This window comes from uncultured Aquimonas sp. (genome assembly GCF_937888285.1).
Classification (GTDB): domain Bacteria; phylum Pseudomonadota; class Gammaproteobacteria; order Xanthomonadales; family Xanthomonadaceae; genus Aquimonas.
Map to the genome: position 1 here is coordinate 103,888 of NZ_CALART010000111.1, position 16,962 is coordinate 120,849.

Genomic DNA, 16,962 nt, shown 5'->3' on the forward strand with positions numbered 1-16,962 from the left:
GCCAACGCTGGGCCAGGGCCCACCCTATCAGCCGGCATCACGCGCGGCCGACCGATCGCGCGCCGCGCGCTCGCCATTGTCTGTCGCGGTTCGAAAGTTGCGGCGCATCGCAACGCGTATCGCAGGGCAGCGCCAACGGTGGGCCAGGGCCCACCCTATCAGCCGGCATTGGACGCGGCCTGCCCCATCACGCGCCGCACGCTCGCCACTGTCTGTCGGGATTCGAAAGTTGCGGCGCATTGCAACGCGTCGCCAGTCAGCGCCAGCGATGGGCCAGGGCCCATCCTATCAACCTGCATAGGGTGGGCCCTGGCCCACCATAGGCGGCACCCTCGCGGCGGTCTGAACGGTTCTGCGATTCCTGACCCACATTCGCAGGGTCGAGGGCACACTCGCGCTCGGAATGCCTACTCCAGCCGCAGCAGCATCGAGTCCATCCACAGCGGATCGCGCGCACCGTCGCCGCCGCCGAAGCGCATCGCGCCGCCCTCGGCCGTGAGCGCGCGGTAGCCGCCGTCGTAATCCCAGGTGCTGATGTGCAGCACTGCGCCGTGCAGGGATTCAAGCTCGCCGAGCAGGCGCGCGGGCAGGGTGATGGTCAAGGTGCTGGTCTCGGGGTCGACCGCGAGCGCGGCCGCGCCGATGGCCGTGCCCTCGCGCTTCGCGTCGGCACCCTCGTACGAAAACAGCGCGTTCGACCAGCCGTGCAGGCGCAGGCGGCGCTGCCAGCGCAGGTCTTCGGGCATCGCGGCATTGAGCAGGGGCAGGGCGCGCGCACCCGCATCGGCGCCGGGCAGGGCGATGTGCAGCGTCAGCGCCATGCGGTCGAAGCCATTGGCCGGGTTCCAGTCGCGACTCAGCGCGCGCAGCCGCACGCTCAATCGCAGGCTGCCCCCGCTGGCCTCGGCGCGCGCATGGGTGAGATCGAGCAGCCCGCGTTCGCCCCAGCCCGGATCGGCCGGGTAGCGATAGTGCCCCTCCGGGCCACGGTCATCGCCGACCGGGTCCTCGCTTTCGGCCAGCACGGTCCAGCGCGGCTGCACGCGGAAGTGCGCGCTGTCGGAGGCGAGCCCGGTCGCGGTGTCGATGAGCTGCAGGCGATGGCTCAGGCCGGGATCGGCAAGGCCGCGCACGTCGAGCTGAACGGCGAAGCGCCCGTCTGCATCCACCTGCACCCGCGTGCCGCGCCCGACTTCGCCATCGAGCACCAGCTGCAGTGCACCGCCAGCGCGAGCGCGACCGGCGATGGAGAGGTGTTCTGACACCGCCGCATCACCCAGCGCATCGAGCTTCGGTCGCTGCGGTGCGGTGGCTTCGGTCGATGCGGAAGACGTGGCCGACAGCACCCGCCACACCCGGCCATCGCGCGCGGCCAGGGCGAGATCCACGCGGCCCTGCGCATCCACCGCCAGTGCAGGGGCGTCGCCTTCGATCGCGAACAGCGGCTGCAGCCGCGTGCCCGGCGGCAGGCCGGTGTCGATCGCGCCGTAGGCGCTCGCTGCATCGGCGGTGTTCAGTGCGACCAGCGCGGAACCCTGGTCTGATTCCATCACCCAGGCGATGACGCCCGGCGCGGCGGCTTCCGCTGCCAGCACGCGCGGCCGGCCGCGGCGCAGGGCCCACTCGCCGTGGCGCAGCGCCGTGGCGCGCTGCAGATAGCGGTAGAGCGGATGCGCGGTATCGAAGTGGTCGCGTCCCTCGCTGCCCCAGCCGCGGGCGAACATCGCGCCGCGCATGCGGGTGAAACCCTGCTCGGTGCCGTAGTAGATGACCGGAATGCCGGGCAGCGTCATCAGCGCGAGCAGGGCCTGCTTCAGCCCGGCCTCGCTGCCGCCGGCGAGGAAGCGGTCGACATCGTGGTTGTCGACGAAGCTGGGCATGCGGTGCGGATCGGCGTGTACGGTCAGCACGCTCTCGATGCGGTGCTTGAGCTCGGCCGGCGGACGCCCCCGCGCGAACACGTCGAGGCTGGTGCCATAGAGCGGGAAGTTGATCATCGCCGGCAGCAGCGGGCCGGCCTCGTCGCGCGCGTAGCGTTCGATGCGCCGCGCCTGCACGTCCTCGAAGGGGCGGTCGATGCCGAAGCCCTCGCCGAACAGCAGGAAGTCCGGCGTGCCCGCGCGCCGCGCGACCTCGATCACGCCCGGTGCGGCGGGGTCTGCGGCGAACAGGAAATCGCGGAAGTAGGCCGGCGGCACATAGAAGGCGGTGTCGACGCGGAAGCCGTCGACGCCGACCTCGCGGATCCAGTGGCCGTAGGACTGGCGCAGGGCCCGTCGCACCAGCGGGTTCTCGGTGTTCAGATCATCGAGGTCGGCCATCTGCCAATCGAGCAGCTGCACCGGGTCGCTGTAGTCCTGGATCGGCGGCGTCCAGTGGTAGATGTCGAGGCTGCGCTGCCGCATGTCGCGCGCGTCGTTCTGGTCGAAGGGCCACTGCGTCGGCCGCGCGGTCGGTGCCGCGCCGGCATTCGCGCGCCAGTCCGCGGCGACCTCGAGTGCGGCTTCGCCCGGCGGGTAGCGGAAGTAGTTGCCGACGTGATTGACCACGATGTCCTGCACCAGACGCATGTCGCGCGCGTGCAGCCCTGTCGCGAGCGCGCGGTAGTCGTCGAGCGTGCCGAAGTGCGGGTCGACCTCCATGAAGTGCTGCGCCCAGTAGCCGTGGTAGCCACCGTAGCCGACCGCCTCGTCCCACCACTGGTGGCGCACCGGCGGGGTGATCCACAGCGCGGTCGCACCGAGGCCGCGGATGTAGTCGAGTCGACGCGTGAGTCCCACCAGATCGCCACCGCTGTAGCGGCGTGAGTCGGCCGGATCGTATTCGTTCGCGCCCTGATCGTTGTTGTCCGGCTCGCCGTCGTCGAAGCGGTCGATCAGGGCGAAGTAGAGGATCTCGTCGCGCCAGTCGCGCGTGGCCGACTCCGGCTCTTCCGCCTGCACGGACGTGACGGCCAGGCTGATGGTCGCGCAGAGCAGCAGCGCCCTGCCGAGAATGGATCGCGATCCGTCATATCGCCTCGAAGCCGCGCGCGGTGCGGTCGATCCGAAGGTCTGTGGTGCGCTGTGCATGTGCAGCATCCGGTGGGCTGGCGTGATCGGAAAACCTGCCGCATCTGACAGGATGGATTGCTGCGTTGCAGCGCAATCTCCTGTGGCCCCGGCAATCACGCGAAGCCGCGGCAGGCCTCATCTTGGTGCCGACCCAGACCCTTGCGCGACGCCTCCGCGGGGCGCTTTGCATGAATACGTATGCAGCTTGGGTCATGTGCCAAAGGGCCGGGGCTACCATCGCTCCGCGCTGCAGGGGACGGGGGAATGTCCCGACGGCGAACTCAGGTCGGGCCGCCATCGGCAGCTCACAGAACAGACCCGGCGCGGGCCATGCAGCGGCCGCGTAGCCGGGCTCACACATCGCAGACCGTATCGAGTGGAGGGGACAATGTTGAACTTGAAGCGCAACGTGCTGAGCATGGCGCTGGCGTCGGCCGTCGCAATGATGGCGCAGTCGGCCTGGGCGGATGCCGGCATGGCTGCCCAGCAGGCGGACGACGAGGAAGCCGCCAAGGAAGCCGCCGAAGACGAGGCCAAGTCCCTCGATACGATCGAGGTCGTTGGCATTCGCGCCGGCATCGAGAGCGCGATCGAGACCAAGCAGATCGCCGACTCCATCGTCGAGGCGATCTCGGCTGAAGACATTGGCAAGCTGCCCGACGTTTCCATTGCCGACGCGCTCGCCCGCCTGCCCGGCCTGACCTCGCAGCGCGACCGCGGTCGTTCGACCGAGATCAATGTGCGCGGTCTGTCCGGCGATTTCGCAACGGCCACCCTCAACGGCCGCGAGCAGGCCAGCATGGGCACCAACCGCGGCGTCGAGTTCGATCAGTACGCCTCCGAAACCATGCGCCAGGTGGTCGTGTACAAGACGCCGACCGCAAGCCTCGTGGGTCAGGGCCTGTCCGCCACCATCGACCTGCAGACCGTGCGCCCGCTGGATTTCGATGATCGCGTGATCGCCGCCAACTACCGCCGCGACCAGTACAAGCTGGAAGAATCCAAGCTGTACGGCGAGCGCGCCAGCTTCGCCTACATCGACCAGAACCAGGCCAAGACGGTTGGCTTTGCGCTCGGCTATGCCTACCTCAACTCGCCGCAGCAGTCGAACAGCTGGCGTGCCTGGGGCTATGAGCCCAACGGCCAGCTCGGCGGTGTCACCATCCAGGGCCGCACCACCGATCTGGTCCGCAAGGGCATCACCGCGGCGATGGAGTACCAGCCCAACGACAGCCATCGCGGTGCGCTCGACGTCTACTACTCGACCTTCGATTCCGACACCATCCAGCGCGGACTGGAAATCGGCCTCGGCAACTGCACCGAGAACTGCTACCTCGCCGATCTGGTCAGCCGAAACGGCACCAGCTCCACCTACCGCAACGCACGTCCGGTGCTGCGCACCGACCAGTACAAGAACGAGGATTCGCTGCTGTCGGTCGGCTGGAACCACCAGTTCCGCATCAACGACGACTGGCGTCTGACCACCGACCTCAGCACCTCGCGCGCCGACCGCGATGGTCGCAACTTCGAGAGCAATGCCGGCTTTGCGCCGGGCTTCGCGGGCACCACGCTGGGCGTCTCGCTGAACCCGGGCGGCTGGTACGACATGGATTTCGGCGCCGATTTCGGCGACGTCTCGCAGCTGCGTCTGTGGGATCCGGGCGGCTGGGGCGGCGACGGCTTCGACAAACCCTACGCGGTCGAGGACACCATCAACCAGGCGCGCGTGGAGTTCGAGCAGCTGTTCAGTGACGGCGCCATCAGCAGCCTCAAGTACGGCCTGAACTACACCAGCCGCGACAAGGATCGCTTCGCCTCCGAAGTTGCGCTGTGCATCCAGGCCTGCAACGACCGCGCCTCGTTGCCGTATCCGACCGGCGCCTCCTTCGGCTTCGGGTTCTTCGGTCTGCCCAACCTGCCGACCTTCGACCCGAATGGTGTCCCGTACAACCGCATCGACCGCTTTGCCCAGAACGGCTTCGCGCGAAAGAACTTCGGCGTGGAAGAGGACATCACGACCCTCTACGCGCAGGCCAACCTCGACAGCCAGTGGGGCAGCGTGCCGGTGCGCGGCAACGTCGGTATCCAGGTGCAGCGCGCGGATCAGGAAGGCTTCGGCCTCCGGACCTTTGCCGACAACGCCGCTGGCGATCCGGTCAGTGACGGTGTGAGCTATACCGAGGTCCTGCCCAGCGCCAACCTGATCTTCGATGTGACTGAAGAGCAGAAGCTGCGCTTGGGCCTGGGCCGCCAGCTGGCGCGTCCGCGTATCGACGACATGTCTGCCGGGTTCGGCTTCGGCATCAACCAGGCCACCCAGCGCTGGGAGGCTGGCGGCGGCAACCCACGGCTGCGGCCCTGGATCGCCAATGCCTTCGATGTGTCCTACGAGAAGTACTTCGGCGGCAAGGGCTACGTCTCCGCTGCCTGGTTCTTCAAGGACCTCAAGTCCTACGTCTACAACCAGGTGCTGGAGTTCGACTTCACCGGCTTGCCGGTGCCCTCGGGCGCCCAGCTGCCCCCAACCAACATCGGTACGATCAACAGCCCCGCCAACGGAGAGGGTGGTCTGATCGCTGGCTGGGAGTTCGCGGTTTCGATTCCCTTCGAGTTGTTCTGGGAGCCGCTTGAGGGCTTTGGTCTGCAGGGTCACTACACCGATACCCGCACCGGCATCAGCCCGAACGGCCCGGGCACCAGCGAGCCGCTGCCGGGCTTCTCGAAGTACACCTCGAACGTCACCCTGTACTGGGAGCGCTTCGGTTGGGGCGTGCGGGCATCGAGGCGCCACCGTTCGGAGTTCGTGGGCGAGATCCAGAACGTCTTCCTGGACCGCGAGCGCGTGCTGGTCAATCGCGAGGCCATTGTCGACCTGCAGGTCAACTACACCTTCAATCAGGGCGCGCTCAAGGATCTGGCCTTCTTCTTCCAGATCAACAATCTCAGAGACAAGCCGTTCCGCACCAACTTCGGCAGCGAGGAAACCCCGCGCGAGTACGTCGAGTACGGTCGCAATGCCCTGCTGGGCGTGAGCTACAAGTTCTGATGCGCTGAAGCATCGATCCATCCCCCGGCAGCACCCGAAGCCCACGCCGTCTCCCCGCGGCGTGGGCTTCGGCTTTGTGGCGTTGGGCTGCTGGCCGGGCGTCGCGCACGTGGTGCCATGGCGCCGGCTGAATTCGTGTGCGCCTGGAGCTGCTGGGTGCCCAGGCCGAAAAGCAAGGGCGGAAGCGCGTGGCGATGGCCCGAAGCAATGGCGCGGACAGGGCTCGCCAGCAGTTCGCCGCCGCCCAGAACGTCGAATAGGGTGGGCCCTGGCCCACCACGCGCTGGAACCTCTGGCTCAGGCGACGTGCTTGTGCTGGGCCGGGGGCCAGCCCAGGGTGCAGAGCTTGGATGGCCTGCGCGAGGTTCGAGGCGTCTGAGTCCGGACGCCCGCATCACATGGGCTCTTCCTGCGCCGGGCGCGCGGATGCGGGCGGCGATTCCACCGAGTCGCGAGCCGTCGAGCGCCTGTCGTCAGCGCCGGGCCGAAGCGCGGCCCGCTCGCTGGGCCCAGCCGCCCGCGCGGCGCACAGGAAGGTGTGCTCGGGCGCGTATGCGCGAGCCGTTACGGGGGCAAGCGTCGGGCTTAGGGTGGGCCAGGGCCCACCCCATGAACTACGCGGCCTTAGGCCTTGCCGCGCAGTGCCGGTCGATGAACTGCTCGTGGGTCGGCATGGCCTGGACGCAGGCGGCGATCACGTCGCGTACGGTCTCGACGTGCTTCTGCACGGCCTCGTCGTCCTGCGCATCGACCAGGGCGTGATAGCCGCGCGGCTGCATGCGCTGGCCGTGCATCACCTGCACCCAGCTGGGCTCGGCGAACAGCTCGTGGCCGTCGCGGAAGACGCGGCCGTTGCTGCGGAAAAGCTCCATCTTGGCGCGCAGTTCGGCCGGGATATCCATGGTCCGCACGTAGTTCCAGAACGGCGTATCGCTGCGCTCGGTGGCGTGGTAGTGCAGGATCAGGAAGTCGCGGATCTTGTCGAACTCCCAGTGCGAGTGGGCGTTGAACTCGTCGATATCGGTCTGATCGAACCCGGCGTGCGGGAAGAACGCGGTCAGCCGCGCGATCGCCGACTGGATCAGATGGATGCTGGTCGACTCCAGCGGCTCCATGAAGCCGCTGGCAAGCCCCACCGCGACCACGTTTTTGTTCCAGAATTTGCGGCGTTTGCCGGTGACGAACTTCAGCACGCGCGGTTCCGCCAGCGGCTTGCCTTCGAGGTTCGCCATCAGCATCGAGGTGGCTTCGTCTTCGCTGATGAAGTCGGACGAGAACACGTGGCCGTTGCCGACGCGATGCTGCAGCGGAATGCGCCACTGCCAGCCGGCCGTGCGCGCGGTCGAGCGCGTGTACGGCGTGATCGCCTGTCGCGTCTCGCAGGGCACGGCGACCGCGCGGTTGCAGGGCAGCCAATGGCTCCAGTCGATGTAGCCGGTCTTCAGCGCCTGCTGGATCAGGATGCCGCGGAAGCCCGAGCAGTCCACGAAGAGCTGGCCGGGGATGCGCTCGCCGCTCTCCATCGTGATCGACTCGATGAAGCCGCTTTCCGGATGCTGCTGCACCGAGGCGACCTTGCCCTCGGTGCGGCGCACGCCGCGCGCTTCGGCATATTCGCGCAGATAGCGCGCGTACAGGCCGGCGTCGAAGTGGTAGGCGTAGGCGATGTCGGCCAGCGGCGAGTTCGGGCGGTCGGTCCGCGCCGGGATGAACTTGTTGGCGCGCGCTGCGGCGGTGTTGATCGAGTAGTCGTCGAGGTGCCCGGCGCGGCCCTGCTGATGCAGCTTCAGCCAGTAGTGGTAGAAGGGCACGATGCCGAGGTCCTGGCCGATCTTGCCGAAGCCATGGATATAGCTGTCGCCGACCTGGCCCCAGTTGACGAACTCGATGCCGAGCTTGAACGAACCCTGGGTGCGGCGGATGAAGTCGGCCTCGTCGAGTTCGAGTGCTGCGTTGAACAGCTTGATCATCGGGATGGTGGCTTCACCCACGCCGACCGTACCGATGTCGTCGGATTCGACCAGACGAAGGCTGTAGCTCCGGCCCAGCACCTTGGCCAATGCCGCCGCCGCCATCCAGCCGGCGGTGCCGCCGCCGACGATCACCACTTCACGGATCCGCTGGTCCTGCATGTTCCCGCCCCTTCGCTGATCGTGGGTGCGTCTGTCGCGCACGTCCACGCGAGTGTGCCCCCGGCGGGGGTGGTGGGGAAGTCGATGTGGCGCCGCATACGTATGCATCCCGTGCTGCAGCAGCCCTGGAGTGCGCTCGGCGCCAGATGACCCCAGAGCCTCTGGCGGCGCGGATGCAAGCCTCTCTCCCCTCGCGGGATGCGCAGGAGGGTGTTTGTCGGCTGCCCGTGGCAACCGATGTTCTCCGCAGCCCAAGCGAAGCGAAGGCAGGTTGGGCAGAGGGGGCGAATCTCGCGGCAGGCCTCATCCCCCTCTCCCCCGTCCCCTCTCCCACGGGGAGAGAGGGGAGAAGAGCTGCCCCGATGCGAGCCGCGCGCAAGTCATCCAAGCGCTACTCATGCCGATGCGCAGAAACAGAACGAAGAGCCCTCTCACCTCGTGGGAAGCGCAGGAGAGTGTTCGTCGGCTGCCGCTGGCAGCCGGAACTCTCCACAGCCCAAGCGAAGCGAGGGCAGCTTGGGGGGAGGGGACATATGCACGCCTTCCGCGGGTCGCGCCAGCTGCTACGTGGTCACGACAACGCAAGCCACTGATCGCGGCGTCACCGCGCCTGCGGATTTGCCAGCGTCTGCTGCCTCGCCGACACTCGCCGCGCGCGCTCGGCTAACGGCCAGCCGGCCACCGCGATTCCGTCGACTTTGCAAGGAGTCTCCATGCAGCTGATCTACTCCCCGACCTCGCCTTACGCGCGCAAGGTGCGCATGCTGGTGATCGAGAAAGGCCTTACCGATCGTGTCGAAGTGGTCGTCGCCAACCCGCTGCAGGATCCGCCCGAGCTGCTGGCGGCCAACCCGCTGGCCAAGGTGCCGGCGCTGATTGTTGAGCCCCACGTCGAGCCCGGCGGCGGGCCGGGTTTCACCCTGTTCGACAGCCCGCTGCTGTGCGCCTATCTCGACAGTCTCTGTGTCCCGCGCCTGATTCCAGAGGCTGGCCCGGAACGTTGGCAGGTGCTGCGCCGCGAGGCTTTGGCCGACGGCGTCACCGACGCCGCGGTGTCGAGCGTGATGGAAAGCCGCCGCATCGAGTCGCAGCGCTCGCCCGAATGGCTGGCGCGCTGGCGCAGCGCGATCCTGCGCGGGGTGGTCGAGCTTGAGAAGGAAGCCGAAGTACTCGGCGGGCGCTTCGACTTGGGCGCGATCGCATCGGCGACCGCGCTGGCCTACCTCGACTTCCGCCTGCCGCAGATCGACTGGCGCGCGCAGGCGCCGGGCCTGTCGGCCTGGCTTGAAGGTGTATGCAGCCGCGAGAGCTTCGCAGCCACCGTGCCGCCCGCGGCTTGAATAGGGTGGTGGCTCGAATAGGGTGGGCCCTGGCCCACCAGGAGCCCAACGCTTGCCCCGGTCGCTTTCGTGAATCAGCGGCGAGTGGGCAGCGTTGATGTGCGTCCACGAATCCGACAGAGGCGAGATCAGCGCTCATGGTGGGCCAGGGCCCACCCTATGGGACGCAGCTCCGCGAAGGAATTCGCGTCGCCGGATTCTCATGAACCCCGAACCCCGAACCCCGAATCCCGAATCCCGAATCCCGAATCCCGAATCTCGGCACACGGCACACGGCACACGGCACACGATACGCAACGCCGATACCGCGGCTCCGGCAACTACAGCCCCGGCTGCTTCAGCCTTTCAATGCCCTTTGCCTGCTTGTCCGCCGCCACCAGCGCGCGCACTTCACCCAGCAGCTCCGCGGCGTCGAAGACGATGCCGTCCTTGATCGTGTAGCGCACGCCGCCGACGCGTTCGGGCTCGCCCTCGGCGTTGATGCGGATATGGCCGGTGCCATAGAGCACCTTGAGATTGGCCAGGGGGTTCTCGCGCAGCACCACGAGATCGGCGAGCTTGCCGGGTTCGATGCTGCCGATGCGGTCGTCGGCCTTCAATGCTTCAGCGCCGTTGAGCGTGGCCGCGGTCAGCACTTCCAGCGGATGGAAGCCGGCCTCGCGCAGCAGCTCCAGCTCCTCGATGGTGCCGAAGCCGTACAGTTTGTAGATGTAGCCGGAATCGCTGCCGACGGTGACGCGGCCGCCGCGGTTCTTGAAGTCGTTGATGAAGGCCATCCAGCGCACGTAGTTGTCGCGCCAGGCGATCTCCTGCTCGCTGCCCCAGTCGAAGAAGAAGCTGCCGTGGCTGGTGCGGCTGGGGCGGAAGAAATCCCACAGGGCGGGCAGGGTGTAGTCCTCGTGCCACTCGGCCATGCGCGCGCGCATCAGGTCGCGGGTGGCCTGGTAGATGGTGAAGGTCGGGTCGATGGTGAAGTCGAGTTCGAGCAGCTCCGTCATCACCGCTTCGTACTTCTCGCTGCCCTTCTCGGCCGCCTGCGCCCATAGCCGGCCGGCCTGCTCGAAGCGGTGCTGCTCGTTCATGTAGTTGTAGCCGGGCGGGTAGTCCTGCACGGTCTGGCCGTCGAACAGAGCCTCGGGCAGGCCGTACCAGTGCTCCATCGTGGTCAGGCCCCAGCGCGCGGTGGTCAGCACGTTGACCCGCTTCACGTCGAGCTGGGCGTGGTGGCAGGCCGAGCCCATGTCCTGCTTCTTCAGCTCATCAAACGCGGCTTCCAGAATGTCCGGACGGTAGCCGAAGCACTTCATGCCCAGCGCACCCCGACGCTTCATGTCGCGCACCCATTCGCGGGCGTGCTCGGGCGTCAGCATCGGGCCGATGCGGCCATGGCCGAAGAAGGCGTAAGGGAAGATCCGCGGCGCGGTGATGGTGTTGGACTCCGAGCGTTTCTGTTCCGACACGCACCAGTCGATGCCGTTGCCGCAGCCGGGGTCGCGCACGCTGGTAATGCCGTGCGCCAGCCACAGCTTGTAGACGTACTCGGCGGTCACGCCCTGTTCGTCGCCGCCGATGTGGCCGTGCATGTCGACGATGCCGGGCATCACGTAGTGGCCGCTGAGATCCATCTCGCGGCCGCCGGGTTTGAGCGCGGGGCGGCGCTCACTTCGGATCGGCGCATCGGCACTGCCGACGATGCGCACCTCGGTGATTCGGTTATTCTCGATCACCACATCGGCCGGGCCGAAGGCCGGGCTGCCGGTGCCGTTGATGACGGTGACTCCGCGCAGGATCAGCTGGTCGTACGGGCCTTCGCCCTCGTCGCGCTCGGGCGCCGGAGGGATCGCAGCCTGCGCGCAGGTGGCGGTGAACAGCAGGGCGAGCGCGGCGCGGAGCAGGCTGTGGCGCATGGACTGGGCCTTGGGTGAGAACGCGAGCGCAGTGTGGCGTCCTGCACGCCTGCATAGGGAGGGGCGCAAGTCATGCCGGAGCCGGGAATCGGGAATCGGGAATCGAGAATCGGGAATCGGGAATCGGGAGCGAAGCGGCGCGCTTGCGGACCGCCGGTCCGCGCTCCGCTGAGCGCCGGAGCGCTGCGCGCGTCGGCCGCGGGATTCGCAAGAGCGCATTGCGCTGTGCAGGTGGGCACTTGCGTTTCTCCTCTCGATCGCGAATGGCGAACCCTCTGGCGATGCCTGCTGCTGCTTCCCTTCTCCCGACGGGAGAAGGTGGCGCGCAGCGCCGGATGAGGGGCTGTGCGGAGCGGGAGCAGCTGGGTGCCGACAGGCCCGGGGGAAGGCCGCACACGCGCCGCTGCGCCCCTACTCCCCGCGCTTGCGCAACCTGCGCAGAATCTCCTCGCGCGCTTCGCGCAGCACCGAGTCGCGGTCGAGGCTTTCGACGATTTCGGCGACGACGCGCTTCGGGCCCTTGTCGCCCCAGCTCTTGCCCTGGGCCAGATAGCGTTCGGCCGAGCGCGCGACCAGCAGGGTGGCGTACCAGGCCAGCGCGCCCTGCGCGGCGGCGGTGAGTGCTGTGGAGAGACCCGCGCTCATGCCCTTCAGCGCCGAGGCGACCAGATGCACGCCCCAGATCGCGCCCATCAGCGCCGCCAGCTGGGCCACGACCGTCGCCAGCAGGCGGCTGGCTTCGGCGCGGCTCATCGGCAGCGCATAGAGCTTCGACAGGTGCACGACGAGCGCCACGTCAAGCGCGGCCGCCGCGAGCAGGTCGGCGACCGGCACCGGGTTCATCGCCACCGCCACGCCTTTGGCCAGGCAATAGCTGCGGGTGATGCGTGCGGCCAGCTCGGCGCGCAGGCGGGTCAGGCGCTCGCCGACGCTGTCGGCGAGGTCGCCGGCGAACAGCGCGGCGTTGAGCGCGGCCAGCGCCTTGCCCTCGGATTCCAGAATCGCAAACACGCGGGCGCGCACTTCACCGACATCGATGCTGCGTGGGCGTGTGTCGAGCTGCTCCCGGCCTTGAGCGTCGACGCGCAGGACGCGCTCCGGCGCGGGCTGGGCGCGGGCCAGCAGCAGGTTCTCGGGCTGAACGATGCCGCGGGTGTGCTCGAGCAGGCGCGCGCGCAGGGTGTCGAGTTCGTCGCTGCGGTAGCGGTCGGCCTTGTTGAGCACCAGCAGCAGCGGGCGCTGCTGGGCAGCGAGCAGGCGCAGGGCGTCGAGTTCGACCTGGGTGAGGTCGCCGTCGACCACGAACAGGATCAGGTCGGAACGCCGCGCCACCTCGAAGGCCAGCTTCTCGCGCGCTTCGCCCGAAAGCTCGTTGATGCCCGGCGTGTCGATCAGCTGCACGCCGTGGGCTTCGGCTTCGCGCCAGGCCTGCTGACCGCGCGCGGTGGTGGTGCCGTGCAGGACGCCGGTTTCGAAGGCTTCGCTGCCGGCCAGTGCATTGAGCAGCGAGCTCTTGCCGACGCTGACGCGGCCGAACGCGGCCAGGTGGATCTGGCCCTGCTCCAGGCGGCCGAGCATGGCTTCGACTTCGGCGTAATCCGCCGCCAGCTCGCTGCGGATCTCGGCCGGAATCGAGGGGTCGTCGAGCAGGCTGCGCAGGCTGTCGGCCGCACGCAGCAGGGGGTCGCCGTCCGCTGCGGTCGAGGCGTCCTCGCCGCGCCGGAAGGGGGCGGCGAGGCGCTGCATCCAGCGGGACAGGCGCGAGGCCATCAGCGGCTCAGCTTCAGCTCGGTCTCGACCTTGACGTCGTGGGCAATGGTGTCGGCATCTTCCCAGTCACCGCCGCCGACGCCGAAGGCGCTGCGGTCGAGCGTGGCGCTGCCCTTGAGCGTCGCGCTGTCGCCCTCGGTGTCGAAGCTGAAGAGCAGCTCGACCGGCTGCTGCACGCCGCGTAGCTCCAGCGTGCCAAGCGCAACGAAGCCGCCGTCGCGAGCCTCGAAGCGCTCGGCGCGGTAGCGGGCCTTGGGGAAGCCTTCGGTGTTGAAGAAGTCCTCGCCGACCAGATAGCCGTCCCACTCCTCGTCGCCGGTGCTGACGCTGGCGAGATCGATCTCGACATCGAAACGTGCCGACGCGAGATCGGCGGCATCGAAGCGGATGCCGGGCGTAAAGCGGTTGAAGCGGCCGTCAATGGGGCCTTCGCTGTATTCGGCGACGAAGGCGAGCTTCGAGGCCGCCGGGTCGACGGTCCAGTCGCTGGCAGAGGCGGGCAGGGCGAGAGCGGTGAGCAGCAACAGGGCGAACATGGGTTTCATGCGGATTCCTTGGGCATGAGAGATGAGGGTTCAGGGCGCGGCGCCACGCTCAGCGGAGGTCGCGCCCGCTTCGGATACGCGCGTGGGGTGTGCCGTGGACGCAGCCTCGGGCTGCGCGGGCGGGCTGGCGTCATTCGCCGGTGATTCGCCCGCGCGCGCTGCGGGCGAGGCCAGGCCCGGCAGCATCCGCGCCAGCGTGGCGTCGCGATCAAGGAAATGGTGCTTGAGCGCGGCGGCGACATGAAGGGCGATCAGTGCCGCGCCCGCATAGAACAGGGTCTCGTGCACGTCGCCGGCGAGCGCGCGCAGCTTCTGCGGCGTATCGATGAAACCGGGCGCGTCGAAGCCGAGGATGCTGTAGGTCTGGGTTTCGCGGTCGAGCGCGGTGAGGCTGGGGATCTTGAAAACGCCGAACCAGTCCAGCGGCCTGCGCGCGGCCGAGTTGTAGAGCCAGCCGGACAGCGGCATCACCAGCATCGCGACATAGATCAGCGCATGCGCGCCGCTGGAGGCGAGACGCTGCCAGGCGGGCATGCCGGCGGGGTAGGGTGGGCGCCGGTCCACGAGCCGCCAGAGCAGGCGCAGCACGACGAGGCCGAGCACGCTCATCCCCAGCGACTTGTGCAGGCCGTAATACCAGAGCGCGTCGACGTCCTCCATGGTCAGACCGACGAAGGCGGTGGCAAGAATGGTGAGCGCGGTGGCCCAGTGGAAGAACTGGCTGCCCCAGCCCCAGGTGGCGTCAGTGCTGCGCAGTGGCATGGTCGTGGGCCTCGTCGGTCTCGGGTGGCTGCGGAGCTTCAGGGGCAGCGTCCGCTGGGGTTGGCGCTTCCGCTGCGTTGTGGGTGCCGTCATCGACGGCATCGCTTGAGCCTTCATCGCCTTCGCCTTCGCCTTCGCCTTCGCGCTCGCTGCGACGCTGCCGGCGTGCTTCGACTTCGATCCACACCTCGACCGCGTTGCCGACCGCGCCGGCATGCCGGTCCATGCCGAAGTCGCGGCGGTCCAGCGTGGCGGAGGCCGAGGCGCCGAGGCTGTGGCGCGGCACCCAGGGCAGATCGCGGCCGATGCGGTTGATGCGGGCCGTGAGCGTGACCGGCGCGCGCATCCCGCGCAGTTCGAGCTGTCCCTCGATGCGAAGTTCCCCGTCTGTGCCGGGCTGCACGGAGGTCGATTCGAAGCGCGCAGTCGGATGGCGTTCACTGTCGAAGTAGTCGCGCCGCGCCATGCGGCGGTTCCAGTCGGCATCGCCGAAGTCGAGCCGATCGAGCGGCAGCTCGACCTCGATCTGCGCCGCTTCGGGCGCGTCCGCGTCGTACTCGATGTAGCCGCGCGGCGCCGACAGGGTGGCCATGGCCTGGGCGAAGCCGGCGTGCGAGACGCGGATCAGCACGCGGCTGTGCACGGGGTCGATGGCATAGCGCTCGGCCTCGGCGGCGCAGGCCGCGAACAGCAGGATCGACGCGCTGACGATACGTTTCATCGCTGCACCTCGCGTTCGCCGCGCAGGGCTTCGAAGCCCAGTGTGGCCAGTCGCTTCAGCGCTTCCGCGCGCGGCGCGGCCAGCTGCTTCTCGAAGGCATCCAGGGTGGCCGTGCGATCGAGCGCGCTGCCCTGGGCCAGGGCCTCGGCCGCCGCGCGTCCGAGTGCATCGAACAGCAGCCCGTAGGCCACGGCATGGACCAATCCGCCGCCGAGCGTGCCCAGACCGGGGAAGGCTTTCAGCGCGTTGCCGGCGATCGCCAGCAGCACCGCGCTGTGGCTACGGACGCGCCCGCCGGCGGCCTTCAGGAATGCATCGACGTCGAGGTCGCGCAGGCTGCGGCCGTGCAGGCGCGCCAGCTCGTGCAGCATCGCCGCCGCCAGCCCGCCCTGGATGATCAGGTCGGTGCCGGGCGCGACGGTGGCGAGTGCCGCGACCAGCGCGCGGCGGGTGTAGCGGCGCAGCACGGCCTCGGATTCGCGGCTGCGCGCAGACTGCTCGGCCTCGGCCATGCGCGCGTCGAGTGCGGACAGTGTCGCCGCTTCGCGGGCGGGCTCCAGGCTGCCGGCCTCGATGCCGGCCAGCGCGCGCAGGGCCCGAGGCAGCTCGCCGAGATCGGCGGGGCGTTCGCGTTCGAACGTGGTCTCGCGGCCGTCGGCCTCGACGCGCTGCAGCTGCTCGCGATGTCCCGCGCTGACGGCCAGCACGCGCAGGCCAAGGCCCGCGTAGCGCTGCCGCAGATGCGCCAGCAGGGCGCTGCGTTCGCCGTCGGCGTAGCGGTCGGCTTTGTTCAGCAGCAGGAACAGCGGGCGGCCGAAGCGGGCCAGCGCGCGCAGGTCGGCGTCCTGGCCGCGGGTCAGATCGCCCTCGCAGACATAGAGCAGGGCGTGGACGCGCGCGGCCTCGGCGCGGGCAAGCCCCGACAGCGCTGCGCCTTCGGCGCCGTGCGTACCGGGCACGTCGGCGATCTCCAGCGCCCCGCCTTCGAACTCGGCGCGGTGGTGGCGGATGTCGGTGGTCGAGCCGCCGCGCACGTCGATCGCGGCTTCGGCCTCCGGCACCAGCGCGCGCAGCAGGCTGCTCTTGCCGGCCGAGATGTCGCCGAACAGGGCCAGCTGCAGCACGCCGCGCGCGCGCCGCGCATCGAGTTCAGCCAGTTCGCCGCGGGCGAACCCGGCCGGCTCGCCCAGCGCTTCGAGTGCCTCGAGCCGCGCCTCGATGCGCGCGCGGTCGATGGGCTCGGCGCGCGGCGCGCGGCCGGGGCCGCCGCGCAGCAGGCGTATGGCGAGCCAGGCGCCGGCGGCGCCGAAGCCCGTCAGCACCGCGAGCAGCATGCCGCGCAGCCAGCCGGGCAGGGCCTGCAGCTGCGTCCAGACGTCGAGGCTGCGTTCCAGCAGGGCCAAGCCCAGGTACAGCAGGGCCGCGGTCGCCACGAGGGCGAGCAGGGCCAGCAGCAGTCGCAGGGGATCACCGGGTCGACGCACGCGCGGGCGGTCTCGATGGAAGAGGCGGGTCGATTCTACGGATCGCGCCTGTCTGCGGTGCATCACGGCGCGTTGCCGGGCTGCAACGGCGCGTTGCAGCGAGGCTGTGGCAGGATGCGCGCTCAAGCGATTGCTCAGGCCTTGAACCGATGCGTTTTCCGCGTTGCCTGCTCGTTCCTGTTGCGCTGGTGGGGATGTTCCC

The 16,962-nt window shown here is 68.9% G+C and carries 10 protein-coding genes; 2 read left to right on the forward strand and 8 right to left on the reverse strand.

Annotation, left to right across the window (positions count from 1 at the left end; genetic code table 11):
• Nucleotides 1–407: 407 nt before the first annotated feature.
• Nucleotides 408–3,071: an alpha-amylase family glycosyl hydrolase gene (locus Q0654_RS21100; RefSeq protein WP_298857109.1), complete on the reverse strand. Its 2,664-nt coding sequence runs from the start codon at nucleotides 3,069–3,071 to the stop codon at nucleotides 408–410.
• Nucleotides 3,072–3,441: 370 nt separating this feature from the next.
• Here Q0654_RS21100 and Q0654_RS21105 point away from each other — a divergent pair, with 370 nt between their 5' ends.
• Nucleotides 3,442–6,099, forward strand: a complete 2,658-nt coding sequence (locus tag Q0654_RS21105; RefSeq protein WP_298857111.1) for a TonB-dependent receptor — start codon at nucleotides 3,442–3,444, stop codon at nucleotides 6,097–6,099.
• A 614-nt stretch (nucleotides 6,100–6,713) separates the two neighbouring features.
• Here the strand turns inward: Q0654_RS21105 and Q0654_RS21110 are convergent.
• A complete protein-coding gene (locus Q0654_RS21110) occupies nucleotides 6,714–8,231 on the reverse strand; it encodes a tryptophan halogenase family protein (protein ID WP_298857113.1) in 1,518 nt (505 codons plus the stop codon).
• Between the two features lie 713 nt (nucleotides 8,232–8,944).
• Here Q0654_RS21110 and Q0654_RS21115 point away from each other — a divergent pair.
• Nucleotides 8,945–9,571 (forward strand): glutathione S-transferase N-terminal domain-containing protein, encoded by a 627-nt coding sequence (locus Q0654_RS21115; protein ID WP_298857115.1) that lies wholly within the window; start codon nucleotides 8,945–8,947, stop codon nucleotides 9,569–9,571.
• Nucleotides 9,572–9,891: 320 nt separating this feature from the next.
• Here the strand turns inward: Q0654_RS21115 and Q0654_RS21120 are convergent, their stop codons facing one another.
• The 6 genes from Q0654_RS21120 to Q0654_RS21145 form a co-directional block, all read right to left on the reverse strand.
• Complete coding sequence (locus Q0654_RS21120) at nucleotides 9,892–11,478, reverse strand: amidohydrolase family protein (RefSeq protein ID WP_298857117.1); 1,587 nt, start codon at nucleotides 11,476–11,478, stop codon at nucleotides 9,892–9,894.
• Nucleotides 11,479–11,889: 411 nt separating this feature from the next.
• On the reverse strand, nucleotides 11,890–13,248 hold the full coding sequence (locus Q0654_RS21125; protein WP_298857119.1) for a GTP-binding protein: 1,359 nt from the start codon (nucleotides 13,246–13,248) through the stop codon (nucleotides 11,890–11,892).
• On the reverse strand, nucleotides 13,248–13,793 hold the full coding sequence (locus tag Q0654_RS21130; RefSeq protein ID WP_298857121.1) for a YceI family protein: 546 nt from the start codon (nucleotides 13,791–13,793) through the stop codon (nucleotides 13,248–13,250). The genes Q0654_RS21125 and Q0654_RS21130 overlap by 1 nt, the downstream gene beginning before the upstream one ends.
• Before the next feature lie 30 nt (nucleotides 13,794–13,823).
• Nucleotides 13,824–14,555: a cytochrome b gene (locus Q0654_RS21135; protein WP_298857123.1), complete on the reverse strand. Its 732-nt coding sequence runs from the start codon at nucleotides 14,553–14,555 to the stop codon at nucleotides 13,824–13,826.
• A complete protein-coding gene (locus Q0654_RS21140; protein WP_298857125.1) occupies nucleotides 14,536–15,276 on the reverse strand; it encodes a YceI family protein in 741 nt (246 codons plus the stop codon). Before Q0654_RS21140 ends, Q0654_RS21135 begins: the two co-directional genes overlap by 20 nt.
• Nucleotides 15,273–16,760: a GTPase gene (locus Q0654_RS21145; protein ID WP_298857128.1), complete on the reverse strand. Its 1,488-nt coding sequence runs from the start codon at nucleotides 16,758–16,760 to the stop codon at nucleotides 15,273–15,275. Before Q0654_RS21145 ends, Q0654_RS21140 begins: the two co-directional genes overlap by 4 nt.
• Nucleotides 16,761–16,962 lie beyond the last annotated feature (202 nt).

What these genes read in the sequence shown, in the direction of transcription:
- Q0654_RS21100 (WP_298857109.1), bottom strand. Translation starts at nt 3,071, where the DNA reads ATGCACAGCGCACCACAGACCTTCGGATCGACCGCACCGCGCGCGGCT.
- Q0654_RS21105 (WP_298857111.1), top strand. Translation starts at nt 3,442, where the DNA reads ATGTTGAACTTGAAGCGCAACGTGCTGAGCATGGCGCTGGCGTCGGCC.
- Q0654_RS21110 (WP_298857113.1), bottom strand. Translation starts at nt 8,231, where the DNA reads ATGCAGGACCAGCGGATCCGTGAAGTGGTGATCGTCGGCGGCGGCACC.
- Q0654_RS21115 (WP_298857115.1), top strand. Translation starts at nt 8,945, where the DNA reads ATGCAGCTGATCTACTCCCCGACCTCGCCTTACGCGCGCAAGGTGCGC.
- Q0654_RS21120 (WP_298857117.1), bottom strand. Translation starts at nt 11,478, where the DNA reads ATGCGCCACAGCCTGCTCCGCGCCGCGCTCGCCCTGCTGTTCACCGCC.
- Q0654_RS21125 (WP_298857119.1), bottom strand. Translation starts at nt 13,248, where the DNA reads ATGGCCTCGCGCCTGTCCCGCTGGATGCAGCGCCTCGCCGCCCCCTTC.
- Q0654_RS21130 (WP_298857121.1), bottom strand. Translation starts at nt 13,793, where the DNA reads ATGAAACCCATGTTCGCCCTGTTGCTGCTCACCGCTCTCGCCCTGCCC.
- Q0654_RS21135 (WP_298857123.1), bottom strand. Translation starts at nt 14,555, where the DNA reads ATGCCACTGCGCAGCACTGACGCCACCTGGGGCTGGGGCAGCCAGTTC.
- Q0654_RS21140 (WP_298857125.1), bottom strand. Translation starts at nt 15,276, where the DNA reads ATGAAACGTATCGTCAGCGCGTCGATCCTGCTGTTCGCGGCCTGCGCC.